12 protein-coding genes and 2 tRNA genes are annotated in these 14947 nt (G+C 33.4%); 5 read left to right on the forward strand and 9 right to left on the reverse strand.

Features of this window, described 5'->3' with window-relative positions:
- Window positions 1-24 precede the first annotated feature (24 nt).
- From VB798_RS03225 to VB798_RS03245, 5 genes are all read right to left on the reverse strand, one after another.
- The gene (locus VB798_RS03225; protein WP_323255918.1) at window positions 25-810 is read right to left on the reverse strand and encodes a class I SAM-dependent DNA methyltransferase; all 786 of its coding nucleotides are present in this window, start codon (window positions 808-810) and stop codon (window positions 25-27) included.
- Window positions 800-1702, reverse strand: a complete 903-nt coding sequence (locus VB798_RS03230) for a glycosyltransferase family 2 protein (protein WP_323255920.1) — start codon at window positions 1700-1702, stop codon at window positions 800-802. The genes VB798_RS03225 and VB798_RS03230 overlap by 11 nt, the downstream gene beginning before the upstream one ends.
- 13 nt (window positions 1703-1715) lie before the next feature.
- Window positions 1716-2804, reverse strand: coding sequence for a DegT/DnrJ/EryC1/StrS family aminotransferase (locus VB798_RS03235; RefSeq protein WP_323255923.1), 1089 nt, complete (start codon window positions 2802-2804; stop codon window positions 1716-1718).
- Window positions 2785-3183, reverse strand: coding sequence for a sugar 3,4-ketoisomerase (locus VB798_RS03240; RefSeq protein ID WP_323255925.1), 399 nt, complete (start codon window positions 3181-3183; stop codon window positions 2785-2787). Before VB798_RS03240 ends, VB798_RS03235 begins: the two co-directional genes overlap by 20 nt.
- Window positions 3184-3542: 359 nt before the next feature.
- Window positions 3543-3923 (reverse strand): LytR/AlgR family response regulator transcription factor, encoded by a 381-nt coding sequence (locus VB798_RS03245; RefSeq protein ID WP_323255927.1) that lies wholly within the window; start codon window positions 3921-3923, stop codon window positions 3543-3545.
- Between the two features lie 246 nt (window positions 3924-4169).
- On the opposite strand from VB798_RS03245, the gene gldG reads away from it, so the two are divergent.
- From gldG to VB798_RS03260, 3 genes are all read left to right on the forward strand, one after another.
- Window positions 4170-5834: a gliding motility-associated ABC transporter substrate-binding protein GldG gene (gene gldG / locus VB798_RS03250; RefSeq protein WP_323255929.1), complete on the forward strand. Its 1665-nt coding sequence runs from the start codon at window positions 4170-4172 to the stop codon at window positions 5832-5834.
- 212 nt (window positions 5835-6046) lie between these two features.
- Window positions 6047-7171 carry a DNA polymerase III subunit beta gene (gene dnaN, locus VB798_RS03255; RefSeq protein WP_323255931.1) on the forward strand — a complete coding sequence of 375 codons (1125 nt, stop codon included), beginning with the start codon at window positions 6047-6049 and terminating at the stop codon, window positions 7169-7171.
- 164 nt (window positions 7172-7335) lie between these two features.
- The gene (locus tag VB798_RS03260; RefSeq protein WP_323255933.1) at window positions 7336-7788 is read left to right on the forward strand and encodes a thioredoxin family protein; all 453 of its coding nucleotides are present in this window, start codon (window positions 7336-7338) and stop codon (window positions 7786-7788) included.
- Between the two features lie 105 nt (window positions 7789-7893).
- On the opposite strand, the gene VB798_RS03265 is transcribed toward VB798_RS03260, so the two are convergent.
- Window positions 7894-8667, reverse strand: coding sequence for a TerC family protein (locus VB798_RS03265; protein ID WP_323255935.1), 774 nt, complete (start codon window positions 8665-8667; stop codon window positions 7894-7896).
- A 345-nt stretch (window positions 8668-9012) separates the two neighbouring features.
- Between VB798_RS03265 and VB798_RS03270 the strand changes: the two genes are divergently transcribed.
- Window positions 9013-9090: transfer RNA gene (locus VB798_RS03270), tRNA-Val, on the forward strand.
- An 18-nt stretch (window positions 9091-9108) separates the two neighbouring features.
- Window positions 9109-9186, forward strand: a tRNA-Val gene (locus VB798_RS03275).
- 124 nt (window positions 9187-9310) lie between these two features.
- Here VB798_RS03275 and ffh read toward each other — a convergent pair.
- The 3 genes from ffh to VB798_RS03290 all read right to left on the reverse strand — a co-directional run bounded on the left by ffh (window position 9311) and on the right by VB798_RS03290 (window position 14934).
- Window positions 9311-10645: a signal recognition particle protein gene (gene ffh, locus VB798_RS03280; protein ID WP_323255937.1), complete on the reverse strand. Its 1335-nt coding sequence runs from the start codon at window positions 10643-10645 to the stop codon at window positions 9311-9313.
- A 343-nt stretch (window positions 10646-10988) separates the two neighbouring features.
- Window positions 10989-13415, reverse strand: a complete 2427-nt coding sequence (pheT, locus tag VB798_RS03285; RefSeq protein ID WP_323255939.1) for a phenylalanine--tRNA ligase subunit beta — start codon at window positions 13413-13415, stop codon at window positions 10989-10991.
- A 166-nt stretch (window positions 13416-13581) separates the two neighbouring features.
- Window positions 13582-14934, reverse strand: a complete 1353-nt coding sequence (locus VB798_RS03290) for a S41 family peptidase (RefSeq protein WP_323255941.1) — start codon at window positions 14932-14934, stop codon at window positions 13582-13584.
- Window positions 14935-14947 lie beyond the last annotated feature (13 nt).

The following is a 14947-nucleotide window of genomic DNA, read 5'->3' on the forward strand; positions in this document are numbered from 1 at the left end:
AATTTTACTCAAAACGGGCTGATTTCATGAAGAAACAAGCCCGTTTTTCTTTGAAATCTTCATAAATAAAGAACTTCCGAAAAAGCCTTTTTTAAGTATTTTTTCTTCAATTTTCACTAAATGATAAAAAAAGGTATTGATGAAATTGGAAGGTACTTCAACATCTGAAACTACATTTTTTGTATCAATTAATTTTAATGCAATTCCCAATCGTTGGCTTAATCTTACCGTTAAGACTAAAGGAGATAAAAACCATGTCCAATAAGAGTAATAATCAATCGTCAACAATTCTTTTGGTAATAAAGCTTCAATGTCTTGAAGAGTAAATCTTTGTTTTCCACCAACAGCAATATCGTGTGTTCCCCAAAAAATATTAAAAGCATTATTATTAGAAATAAAAATGGCATCATCTTTTAGCAAACCATGTATCGCATGAAAAATATTGACAATTTGGGCATTCTCTAAACAGTAAAAAACATCATTACAGATAATCACATCAAACTTATTTGAGATTATTAATTCATCCAAGAAGTTAATATCAAATCTTCGAACATTCAAATTTCGTTCCTTACAAAAAGAAATAGCTGCTTCAGAATAATCTATTCCTTGAATATTTTGAAATCCTTTTTTGATTAAAAAACTCATCAATCCACCCGTTCCACAACCTATATCTAAGATATTTACTTGATAATTTTCAGGATACTTTTGAGTAATTTCTGCCAAAACTTTTTCGTGTAAAATACGATACCACCAAAGCTTTTCTTCAGCCTCAAACATCACTTTGTATTCCTCAATATTACTATTCAGCATGACTCAAAACTTTATATTTCACAGAATATTGTGGGTAATTATTTTGGGTTAAGAACATCCTTCCCATGTATTCACCAATAATACCAAGTGACATTAACTGTACTCCCCCAAAAAACATGAAAACTGTAATTGAGTATTGAGACATTACTCCCCAAATATCTAAGCCAAAAAGTAATAAAGAAAGTAAAATCAGGAAAAAGCCAGAAAGTAAAATAAACCTTGCTGGAAGAATAGAATAGCCAAAAATAATTGTGAGAAAAAGTACTGACAATTTACTAAAAGTATAATTTGAGCGTCCTTCTTCTCTTTCTGAATGTTCTACATGAACGCTTCCAACATTAGATACCACACTAAAAATTATTCCATCAATATATGGAAATGGTCCTTTATAGTGACAAATTTCGTTGACAATATCTTTGCTAATCAGCTTAAAACTAGACAAATAAAGTCCTTTTGGCTTATTTAGCAACCTTGTAGCAAGTTGATTGACCAACCAACTGCCAAAATTCCTAAAAATACTATGTTTTTTATCTGAGTAATAAGTATAAATTACTTCATGTCCAGTTTTCTCAGCTTCTTCTAACAATTTAATAATTTCAGATGGAGGGTTTTGGAAGTCATCGTCAATCATTACTGCATAATCACCACGAACATGATTTAATCCACACATTACAGCATTAAATTCACCAAAGTTTTTTCGTAATGAAACAAAGGTAATATTTTTGTATTTTTTTGATAATGCTAAGCAAACTTGTTCTGAATCATCTGGGCTTCCGTCATTAACCAATACAATTTCAAAACTATACTGATTCAGTTCTTCGTGAAGTTTCTCAACCAGTTTACCAATAGTTTTTGCACCTCTATAAACTGGAATGACAACTGATAATAACATAAAATAAAATGGTTTAGTATGAATTTATCGTTTCTACGATATAATTAATTTCGTTTTTAGTCAAAGCTGTATTTAGTGGGATACTAACTACTTCATGATGGATTTTTTCTGTAATGGGTAATGATTTATCATTCCACTCTTCAAAGGCTTTTTGTTTGTGAGGAGGGATTGGATAGTGAATATCAGTGCCAATTCCTTTTGAATTCAAAAATTTTATCAAATTATCTCTATACTCAGTTCTTAATATAAATAAATGCCAAACGTCGTCATTAATTGTATCAATATTAGGCAAAATAACTTTATCATTTTTAATCTGATTTAGATAAATAGAAGCAATCTCTCGCCTATATTGATTATCCAAATTAAGTTGCTGAAGCTTAAGATTCAGTATTGCTGCTTGTATTTCATCCAATCTACTATTTAAGCCTTGATAATCAAATACATACTTTTTACTTGAACCATAATTCCTTAAAGCTAAGATTTTTTCAGCCAATTCATCATTATTAGTCGTAATCGCCCCAGCATCACCTAACGCTCCTAAATTTTTAGAAGGATAAAAACTAAAGCCCGCTGCATCTGACAAATTTCCGGCTATTTTTCCTTCATATCTGGCACCATGAGCCTGAGCAGCATCTTCAAAAACATGAAGATTATATTTTTGAGCAATATGAGAAATACTATTCATATCACAACATTTGCCATAGAGATGGGTAACTAAAATTGCTTTAGTCTTTGAACTGACCACTTTTTCAATATTGGCAGAGTCAATTAAGTATGTTTCTAAAGAAGGTTCAACCAAAACTGGAATATACCCAGCTTGTTTAATTGCTAGAATCGTAGCAATATAAGTATTCGCTGCTACAATAATCTCTGAGGATGGAGGGAAGTTACTTGCTTTTAAAATGATAATTAAAGCATCTAAACCATTAGCAACACCAAAACAGTGTTTAACGCCACAAAATTTTGCGAAGTTCTGTTCAAATTCTTTACCTTTCTCACCAAGGATATACCATCCTTTTTCAACAACTTCTTTTACAATATTTTGAATTTCTACTTCAAACGGCTTATTTATTAATTTTAAACTAAGAAATGGTATCTGCATTTTTCATTGTTTTTAATTCATAAGGTTCATCAATATAATCACTAGGATCATATAATTCATTTGCTAATACTAAAAGAATGCAGGATTTTGAGAAAGAGTCCATAATATGCCAATCTTCGGGCTGAAGAATAATACATTGATTAGGTGAAAACAAGAAGTATTCTTGTTCGTGTTGTCCGTTATTTATATAAATTCTACAACTACCCGTCAAACAAGTAATTGCTTGCCACGTTTTTTTATGACGATGTCCACCCCTCACCTTTCCTTCTTCACAATGAATATAAAAAACTCTTTTTATACTTCCAGGAAGGTGTTTTTCAAAGACTGTTAGAGAACCTGATTCAGAATCAAAACATTGTAATTCAAGAAATTTACTCATTGAAAATTTTGTTTTTTCCATACGAAAGCCATGAAGCTTAAGTAGAATTAAGCTCAATAACATTGATGGTTTAATTAATAATACTCTGAATTGGATAAAAACGGAATGCTCATGAGCATCGTTTATTTAGATAAAGTAAACAGCTAAATCTGTCTAATTACTAAATAGTTTTTTAAGATTGTGCAAAGCTTAAATACTTTACACTTAAAAGTAGCTATTTCAAAGATAGGCTACATAATTCTATTTTCCAAAAGGTTTAGAAATTGGTATTTGATTTTACTCAAACCTAACACCTTTTAAACAAATAAGGCAGTAACTATTTTTAATAGAATACTGCCTAGCAATTGTAAGAGATATATTTAGAGATTAATATTCATTCGAGGGTATTTCCCAACAATTTTACGAATTGACGAGACTCTTATCATACTTTTTTTTCTTCTAGCAACAGGTGCAAATAAATTATTTTCAAGTACTATTTTACTTTCTTTACTAACATAATCCACTACATATTTAGGATTTATAATGTAAGATTTATGTACACGCAAAAAACCGTATTTTGCCAACTCTTCGTCAAAAGCATTAATACACCTTGCATACAAGCAACTATTTCCATCTTTTGTATGGATTAAAGTGTAGTTGCTTTCTGCTTCTAACATGATTATTTGTTCTATTATTAGTGATACACTTTTTTTTGAATCTACAATTAATTCAAAATTTGAACGAACTATCAATGATGACATATACTCAAAGTTTGTGGTTAGTGGTTATGCTAAAGCATCTGAAGTATTAGTCGTAAAATGAAAACTAAAGGGTAACAAAACTTTATCATTATTTTTAATTCTAAATACAGTTTTGCTTCAACCTTCGTTTAAAATGAATTAATCAAAAGATAAATACTAATTTTGTGTACCTGCGTAAAACATAAACACCTTTTGAGATTCTAATCACAATTGAAGTCAAGAGAAGGAAAATTCTTTAGAAATTAAATGAAAAATAAAAGCGTTCAGTTTATCATCATTTTTGTAGCAATACTGGGAGTAAATCTCTTGGCTAGTCGTTTATTTTTTAGACTAGATTTAACCCAAGAAAAACGTTATACAATCTCAGAAGCAAGTAAAAAGTTATTACAAAACCTTGATGATGAAGTATATGTAAAAGTATATCTCACAGGGAAAGGCATTCCTGCTGGTTTTAAACGTTTAGAAAATGCAGTGAAGGAAACACTTGATGAGTTCCAAATCTATGGTGGAACAAATATTAAATATACTTTTATCGACCTGAACGCTGAATATAAAGATGAAAAAACAAGAAATGAAAAAATAGCGAAAATCGCTCAGAAAGGCATCACTCCAACCAACGTCTATAATAATGAAGACGGCAAAAAAACGCAAAGTTTAATTTTACCCGGTGCCATTATTACCTATAAAGACAAAGAAATTGCCACTTTATTATTGAAAGGAAATAAATTATCGTCACCTCAAGAAATCCTAAATCAATCTTATGAAGGAGTAGAATACCAATTGGCTTCTGCCATTAAAAGAGTAACTGCTACAGAAAAAAAGAAGATTGGCTTTTTTATCAATTATACCAATTTGCCTGCTGTGAATCAATTGGATTTAATTGGAGCTTTAAAACCCAATTACGAACTTTATCCAGTTGATTTAAGAAATTCACCTACCTTAGATGGCTTAGATGCGATTTTTGTTTTGAAACCAGAACAAGTTTTTAATGATGAAGATAAGTACAAAATAGACCAATTTATCATGAATGGTGGCAAAGCAATTTTCTTTGTCGATGCTGTAAAAGTAGATTCTGTAGCTCGTGAAGGAAACATGGCGCAAGTTCAAAGTGTTGGGCTAGAAGATTTATTATTCAAATATGGTGTTCGCTTAAACCCAAATCTTATCAAGGATGCACAGATGAGTGCTGCGATTCCTTTAGACGTCGGAAATTTTGGAGATCGTTCTAACATTCAACTTACACAATGGCAATATTTTCCTTTGATAAATACTTTTGGAAAATCGCCAATTGTTAGAAATTTAGATGCTATTTATACAAAATATGTCGGTACTCTTGACACTGTACGTGCAAATGGAATCTCGAAAATTCCACTATTGATGACGTCGCAATATACGCAGATACTAAAGGCACCAGCAATTATGAGCTACAATTTTGCTAGTAAAGATTTAAACGCAAGCCAATATAATGCAGGAGTACAAACTGTAGGGCTGTTATTAGAGGGAAAATTTGAGTCTTTATACAAAAATAGAATTCTGCCAAGTGATTCACGTTTTGCTAGCTTTAAAGCTGATGGAAAGGCTTCCAAAATAATTGTTTGTTCAGACGGAGATATTCCTGCGAATGATTTTGACAAAAAAAACAATACTCCTCTCCCTCTTGGTTTTGATAAATATTCAGGTAATACATTTGCCAACAAGGATTTTGTACTGAACGCAATTGACTATTTATTGGATGATAACGGGGTAATTGTAGCCAGAAATAAAGAAATCAAATTAAGACCATTAGATAAAGCAGCTCTGCAAGATGATAGAACCTATTGGCAATCAATCAATTTAATTATTCCTGTAATTATTTTAGCGATTTTGGGAATAACTAGAAACTTCTGGAGACAAAGAAAATATACTCGCTGAGTATTTAATTCATTTTCTCATAATCGTTGAGTGAATAATATTAAGTTTCAAAAAAACTTTTTCTTACTGGCGAAATTTGCCTAAAAACAATTAAAAGTCAGGGCTTATTTGTACTTTTGTTGAACTTTTTAAAATACAGTGCTTTATATCAAAACTTAAATCGTTTTGGTAATTTAATAGTCATTCCCAACTAAAAATATTCTTTCAAGATAATGAAATTCGTCGTATCCTCATCAGTTTTATTGAAACAACTCTCGACAGTTAATGGCGTTATTGCCAACAACCCGATTGTACCTATTTTGGAAAATTTCTTGTTCCAAATTGATCAAACTCAACTGACAGTTACTGCCTCTGATTTACAGACTGTAATGATTACGACATTGGCAATAGAATCTTCAGACTCTGGAGCAATCGCTATTCCTGCTCGTTTATTATTGGATACTCTTAGAGGCTTGCCAGACCAACCAATTACTTTTAAAGTTGACAGAGATACTTTTGGGACTGAAATCATCACTGAAAATGGTCGTTATAAGCTTTCAGGTGAAAACCCAATTGATTTCCCTAAAGTACCACAAGTAACAAAAAGTTTATCAGTACAAATTTCTGCTGATATATTAGGGGCAGCAATTGCTAACACAATTTTTGCTGTTTCAAATGACGATTTACGTCCTGCGATGACAGGTGTTTATGTTCAATTGTCTCCTGAATATACCAATTTTGTCGCTACTGACGGACATAGATTGATTCGCTATAAAAGAAGTGATGTAAAATCAGAATATGATTCTACGATGATTATTCCTCGTAAAGCATTGAATTTATTGAAATCTTCATTGCCATCTGATGATACAACTGTTACTTCTGATTTCAGTTCTTCAAATGCGTTTTTCAGTTTCAATAACATCAGAATGATTTGCCGATTAATCGACGAACGTTTCCCTGATTACGAAAATGCTATTCCTCAAAACAATCCAAATGTTCTAACAATTAATCGTTCAGAATTTTTAGGTTCTTTGAAACGCATTTCTATTTATTCAAATAAAACGACTCATCAAATTCGTTTAAAATTATTGAAAAACGATTTAGTGATTTCAGCAGAAGATTTAGATTATTCTAACGAAGCGAATGAAAGATTAATGTGCGACTATGATGGAGATGAAATGGAAATTGGTTTCAATGCTAAATTCATGATTGAAATGTTGAGTAATCTTACATCAAACATGATTTCTTTAGAAATGTCTCAACCTAATCGTGCTGGTCTAATTATTCCTGCTGATAAAAAGGCTGACGAAGATATTTTAATGCTTGTAATGCCAGTAATGCTAAATACTTATGCGTAATTGACATTTAACATATCTATATTGGGGCGTAAGAGTATTTATTCTTACGCCTTTTTAATTTAAAGTGTTAATGATTGTTAATCTAAAACTTTAGTATTAGTTTAATCGTTTAAAATTTACTCGTCAATTAAACGTTTTGTATCAAACTTAATCAATCTTAGAAAATGTTAAAAACTAGAATTTTATCTGCTTTATTAATCCTTTTTACTATCAGTGTAAATGCTAAAACTGAACCTGCCAAAAATACAAACGCAACAGGCATTCAGTTTTTTAAAGGTACTTTTCAACAAGCTTTAGCAAAAGCTAAAAAAGAAAACAAAATGATAATGATGGATTGTTACACTACTTGGTGTGGTCCATGCAAAATCTTGAAAAATCAAGTATTCACAGATAAAGCCTTGGGAGATTACATGAACCAAAAATACGTTTGTGTAGCAATGGATTATGAAAACGGTGAAGGTCCTGCGGTAGCTCAAAAATATCCAGTAGATGCTTATCCATCAATTTACTTTATGGATAACAATGGTAAAGTAAAAACGATTATGGTTGGTGTTCCAAACCCTATTCCAAATGCGGCTAATGTTATTTTAGCACAAGCGAAAAAGTTTGTAAAGTAATTTTATTTTGTACAAAAAAGCCGTGAATTTGTTCAACACAAATTCACGGCTTTTTTACTTTCTATCAAACAAAAGCGAGTGCTTAAATCGCCTACTTCATAAATATTACTTAGCACTCTCTTGTTTAGTTCTCATTTTAATATTGAGTACTTCAACTAATAAAGAGAAGGCAATCGCAAAATATAAATAGCCTTTTGGTACTTCACCCACACCAGAACCAAAAAGAGAAACATGTGCGTCGTGTGCAGATTGTGCAATTAGCATAAAACCAATCATAATCAAGAATGCCATTCCTAGCATTTGAATAGAAGGGTGACGATTTACAAAATCGCCAACTGGTCCTGAAAAGCCCATCATAATCACAATCGACAATACAACTGAAATAATCATAATCGGTAAATTATGCGTTAAGCCAATCGCAGTAAGAATAGAATCAATCGAGAATACAATGTTAATCAACGCAATTTGAAGCACCACAGCCGTTAATTTATCAGCCGCTGAACCTTTAGGGACAGTAACTTCATGCTCGCCTCCAACCTCTAGTTTTTCATGAATTTCAGAGGTCGCTTTGTACAATAAGAATAAACCTCCGATAAATAAGATTAAACTCTGTCCAGAAATTCCCGCATTAAGCCATCCTAAATTAATATGAGTAAAAGGTTCTTGTAAAGAGATGATAAATGAAATACCAAACAGTAAAGTAATTCTAAAAACCATTGCTAATAGCAATCCTATGTTCCTTGCTTTTGCTTGATCTTTCTTGGCTAATTTATTGGCAGCAATTGAAATAAAAATGATGTTATCTATTCCAAGAACAATTTCTAAAAAGGTAAGAGTAAGTAAACTTATAATACCACCAGCTGTAAATAATTCTGACATTTTAATTTTGGTTTAAATATTTTGATTTCACAAATTTATCCAGTTTAACCAATAATCAAAACTTCAATTGTTATGAAAGGTTAAAAACATCTACAGTCATTCCAAAAATAGCATGAACGTTTTTGAAGTATTTTATCTTGAAATGCACCTTTCTTTTCATTCTTAATAATTATCAATACAGCGTGATAGATAGAATAAAAAACATCAAAAATTTATCACATTTTAACTTATTGATAATAAAACACTTATAATTTTATTTAAAAAAGATTCATTTTTTTCTTTGTTGATGTTTGGAGTGTAAGCAAATAAAGCGTAATTTTGCACCACCTTAAAAGAAAGGAATTTGGTTTCATAGCTCAGCTGGTTCAGAGCACCTGCCTTACAAGCAGGGGGTCCTAGGTTCGAATCCTAGTGGGACCACCAAATTACAACAACAATCTCGGTTTCATAGCTCAGCTGGTTCAGAGCACCTGCCTTACAAGCAGGGGGTCCTAGGTTCGAATCCTAGTGGGACCACCACCAAAGCCTTAACATTTCAAAATGTTAAGGCTTTTTTATTGGCTCTATATTCATATTAAATAAAAAGGGTTAAAAAGATAAAATCTTCTTAACCCTTTTTATTACTAAAGCTCAAAGCTCAGCGCTATTTACGCATCATATTTGCCATATTAGGCATTTTCATTTTACCGTCTTGAACATTGTTCATCATACGCATCATTTTACGCATTCCGTCGAACTGTTTCAATAGATTATTAATTTCTGTGACAGAAGTTCCCGAACCAGTTGCAATACGTTTCTTACGAGACATATCCAACAATTCAGGTTTTTGGCGTTCTTTCGGAGTCATCGACTGGATGATTGCTTCAATTGATTTGAAAGCATCGTCTGGAATATCTACATCTTTCACTGCTTGCGACATTCCCGGCACCATTCCCATCAAATCCTTCAAATTACCCATTTTCTTGATTTGCTGTAACTGCGAGTAGAAATCTTCAAAACTAAACTGGTTTTGGCGGATTTTCTTATTGATACGCTCTGATTCTTCTTCATCAAAAGCACTTTGTGCTCTTTCTACCAAAGAAAGTACGTCACCCATACCCAAAATACGGCTTGCCATACGGTCGGGATAGAATTGGTCAAGCGCATCCATTTTTTCGCCTGTTGAGATAAACTTAATTGGTTTATCTACAATATGACGAATAGAAAGTGCAGCACCACCACGAGCATCACCATCTAATTTAGTTAATACAACACCATCAAAATTCAAACGTTCGTTGAAAGTTTTAGCAGTATTTACAGCATCTTGTCCAGTCATCGAATCCACTACAAAAAGGATTTCTGAAGGTTTGATGGCATTTTTAACCGCTGCAATTTCGTTCATCATTGCCTCATCTACTGCCAAACGACCAGCAGTATCGACAATGATTACTCTTTTACCCATTTTACGACCGTAAGAAATCGCATTTTGTGCAATCTCAACAGCGTTTTTATTTTCAGGTTCAGCATAAACATCTACGCCTACTTGTTCACCCAAAACTTTCAATTGGTCGATAGCCGCAGGACGATAAATATCACAAGCAACCAACAACACATTTCTACCACTTTTTTTGAGGTATTGAGCTAATTTTCCAGAGAAAGTAGTTTTACCAGAACCTTGCAAACCTGCAATCAAAATAATTGCTGGGTCTGGTTTAAGGTTGATAGCTTGCACAGAAGAACCCATCAATTTTACAAGTTCTTCATGGACAATCTTCACCAACATTTGACCAGGGTCAACCGCAATAAGGATTTTTTGTCCCATCGCTTCTTCCTTGATGCGGTCAGTGATTTCTTTGGCAACTTTATAGTTAACATCGGCATCCATCAAAGCCTTACGGATTTCTTTGACAGTACTTGCTACATTGACATCCGTGATACGTCCTTTACCTTTCAGGGTACGCATTGCGGTGGTTATTTTACTGCTTAAATTCTCAAACATTTTTATCTATTGCTTCTAATTTTTCTTGTATAATTTTTAACGAAAATCAATTTTGCGAAGTTTAGCCATTATTGACTCTCTTGAACTTTTCTCAGTACGATTTATATTTTTCATCATCAAAACCAATCCAACATCAAAAGAAGTTTTTATTTCAGATTTATTATTGTGATAAGTCATTTCAGTACCTTTTTTCGTTTCAACACAAAGGTACAAAATTCTTAATAAACGTTTGTTGATGAGTTTGATATAATAAAATTTGAGTCAATGATCGTCTTCTTTATTTAAACCAAACGCCACAAGTATCTTAAATCCTTGTGGCGTTTGCATTGGGAATCTATCCAAATTATTTTCTAATCACTGCTCCGATTTCTTTTTCAAAAGCTGCCATTAGTTTTTCCATTGTTTTGTCGATTACTTTGTCCGTCAAGGTTTGTTCGTAATCTTGAAGAATGAAACTTACTGAATAAGACTTTTTATCTGCACCTAAGTTTTCACCTTGATACACATCAAAAACATTGATTTGACGCAACAAGTTTTTCTCGTAATTACGTGCCAATTTCTGAATTTGGTCGAAAGTAACGGTTTTGTCAATCACCAAAGAAAGGTCACGACGTACTTCTGGGAATTTCGGTAATTCTACAAAAGTAGCTTTGTCGTTATATTGTTTGAATAAGTAATCCCAATCAAAATCAGCAAAGAAAACGTGCTGTTTTACTTCTGCTTTTTTCGCCACATTTGGTTTTACTAAACCTACTTTGGCTACTTCTTTTTTGTTCAATACATAACTTATGCCATATTCAAAAGTTGCAGTTCCTTCTAAAGGTTTTGTATCAAGATTTTTGAAACCTAAACTTCCCAGTACTTTATTTACAGCACTTGCCAACGTATGGAAAGCTACTTTTTGTGATTTCAATTGCCACGTTTCATTTTCCGTATTTCCCGTCACATACAAAGCTAAATGGCGTTTTTCAACGTATTTATCATTGATTTTATGATATGTTTTACCAAAATCAAACATCTTCAAATCTTTCTGACGACGGTTGATATTGTGTGCCAATACTTCTAATCCAGAAAATACCATCGACTGACGCATTACGCCTAAATCTTCTGATAATTTATTTAAAATCTCAACGTCGTCGTTCGGCAAATCTGCTTTAATCAAAACGGAATAAGCTGGTTTTGTTAAAGAATTGGTAATAATTTCGTTGAAACCATTCGCCGCCAATACTTGTGAAATTTTTAATTGTAATTGTTCTCTGTCTTTCTGTGGGAAACCAGATAAAAATTCTGTTCCAAGGTTTTCAGACAATTCTACATTTTCAAAACCATAAATTCTAAGCACTTCTTCAATTACATCGGCTTCACGAGTAACGTCCACACGGTAAGGCGGCACGATTGCCGTAAAACCGTTTTCATCTTCGTTTTGAATCGTAATATCTAAAGATTCAAGAATTGATTTTACTAAAGCTTTATCCAAGGTTTTACCAATCAAACGATTGACGTTTTTGTATAAAACCGGAATGCTGAAATCTGAAATAGGATTCGGATAAAAATCTGATACTTCCGAAGCAATTACGCCACCTGCTAATTCTTGAATCAACAAAGCTGCATATTTCAAAGCGTATAATTTCGCATTTGGGTCTGTTCCACGCTCAAAACGGAAAGAAGCATCCGTTTTCAAGCCATGACGTTGAGCCGTTTTTCTTACAGAAGCAGGGTCGAAATAGGCTACTTCTAAATAGACACGAGTCGTTTCTGCTTTGATTCCCGATTTTGTTCCACCAAAAATCCCAGCGATTCCAATAGGTTCTTCGCCATTACAAACCATCAAATCTGTTTCGTCTAAAGTACGTTCTACTTCGTCGAGCGTAGTGAATTTCGTGCCTGCTGGCAAAGTTTTTACAATTACTTTCTGACCTGAAATGGCATTCCAGTCGTAAGCGTGCATTGGTTGCCCTAAACCGTGACAGATATAATTGGTAATATCAACAATGTTATTGATTGGACGCAAACCAATTGTTTCCAAAGATTTACGTAACCATTCTGGCGATTCTTTCACCGTTACGCCATCAACAGTTACGCCACAAAAACGTGGACAAGCTGTAGGATCTTCAACGATTAATTCAATCGGGAAATTATTATTATCAACTTTGAAAGCTTCAACCGAAGGCAAAGTAATAGCACGACCAGTTTTTGCTTTAACATCACGAGCTACTCCCCAATGCGAAGCAGCATCTGCACGGTTGGGTGTTAATCCGATTTCGATTAATAAATCTGCTTCTAAATTAAAGTACTGAGCCGCAGGGGTTCCGTTCGGCAAATCAGTATCCAACACCAAAATACCAGCGTGCGAAGTACCAAGACCGATTTCGTCTTCGGCACAAATCATTCCTTCCGAAAGATGTCCGTAAGTTTTTTTACTGGTGATTTTAAAAATCTCAACACCTTTTGCATGGTCGTAAAGCGTAGTTCCGACAGTAGCAACAATTACTTTTTGTCCGGCTTCAACGTTGGCAGCACCACAAACAATTTGTGAAGGCGTTTCTCCGCCCACATCAACAGTAGTTAAGCTCAACTGTTTTTCCTTGACCATAAATCGCTCACAAGTAAGTACTTCACCTACTACAAAACCTTGTAAACCGCCCAAAATTGCTTCGTGACGCTCGATGGATTCTACTTCTAAGCCCGTTCCAGTTAAGAGGTGGTCTAATGCTTGAGCCGACTCTGTTATTTCTACAAATTGTTTAAGCCAATTAAGGGAGATTTTCATTCTAAATGCAATGTAAGATTTCGTGATTGAGAAATTAATTCCTTTTAAAATTTCTCGGAAAGACAAAGTTAATCAAAAAATAGAAGACAAAAATAAACCCCACAAGATTGCTTGCATCTTGTAGGGTAAAGATTTTATTCTGTAAGCTTAAAACAACTTTACAATCTTACTTTTTAGGAAAATCATAAACGGTTAATTTCAATCGTTCTTTGGTTATTTTAGTATTTAATTGCTCTATTTCAGCACTAATTCTAGCTGATTGAGTTGTTGACTGTAGGACACCCGTTCTATAATACTCCAAGGCAGATTTCAGACAAGCTTCATTCTCATCTCCTAAATCTTTGGTAAAATCATCCGTCTGAACTTTATCTACAGAAAAACCTTCATAAAAATTACCTGTTCCTGCTGAATTAACATTTCTGAAAGCTACAGGAAAAGCATAGTAATCCATAGTTGGTATAGCATAATAACCTACTGGCTTACCATGAGTAGTACTTCCTATCAACTTTACGGTCATCACTGGTTTTAACGCATTGATTAATTCCTCACTTGCAGATGCTGTTCCTTTGTTTACAATGATTACGATTTTGCTTAATTTCAATCCATTAGTAGCAGTGGCAAAATAATCAGTGCTGTTGTATTGAGTATAAACAGTATTGTGTTCTGTCTTCGCAAATATCTTCCCAATAGCTGCTGTTGGAGCAATTAAATTGCCTAAATAATTAGCAACTAAGCCATAACCACCTCCATTATAACGTAAATCAAGGATTAATTCCGTTACATTTTTTGATTTGAAATCAGCAAATGTTTGGTCTAGTACATTCAGCGTTGTCTGAGCAGTTTTGCCATTAATGGCATCTCCCAAAAATGAATCAAAATTAAAATAACCTACATTTACTCCATTTACAGAAAATACTTTAGGGTTGATTACATAATCAGCTTTATAAGCCCCAGCAGTAAGAGTAAGTGTTTGTTGCGTACCATCGGGCTTAATAAACAAAATAGTCTGAGAAGTTTTTCCCAGTTCTGTATTTAGTTGATTGATATTTGCATTTGTGGCATCAACTCCATTAATTTTTAGTACTTGCCAACCACGTTTTACGCCCAATAATCCCGCTGGAGATTGTGAATAAACTAATTTCACTCTTAAATCTGTAGCACTTACAAAACCATATTGTACTCCCGCATCCGAACTGTTTCCACTTACATAATTATCCCAGACAGATTTTTCAATGGCAAAACTCCACCTATCCTGATATTTCCCATTTACAAAAGGGCTATAAGTTCTTACTTTTTTCATCACCGAGTCTGCTGTTGGATACCCTGTCGGTTTAAATAAAGTAGCCGTTGGTAAACTCGTATTCCAGAGATATAAGGATTGTGAAATAGCATAAACACTATCTCTTACGTCTTTTGTTGCATTACTGACAACATCATCCTCTGTTTTCTTGCAAGATGAAAACCAAGTAAGTGTAAAAAGCAATCCAACAATTGCCATGTATTTAGTTTTGTGAAGCATAATCATTTGTTTT

The sequence above is a fragment of the Arcicella lustrica genome, from assembly GCF_034930985.1.
In the GTDB taxonomy this organism is placed as follows: Bacteria; Bacteroidota; Bacteroidia; order Cytophagales; family Spirosomataceae; genus Arcicella; species Arcicella lustrica.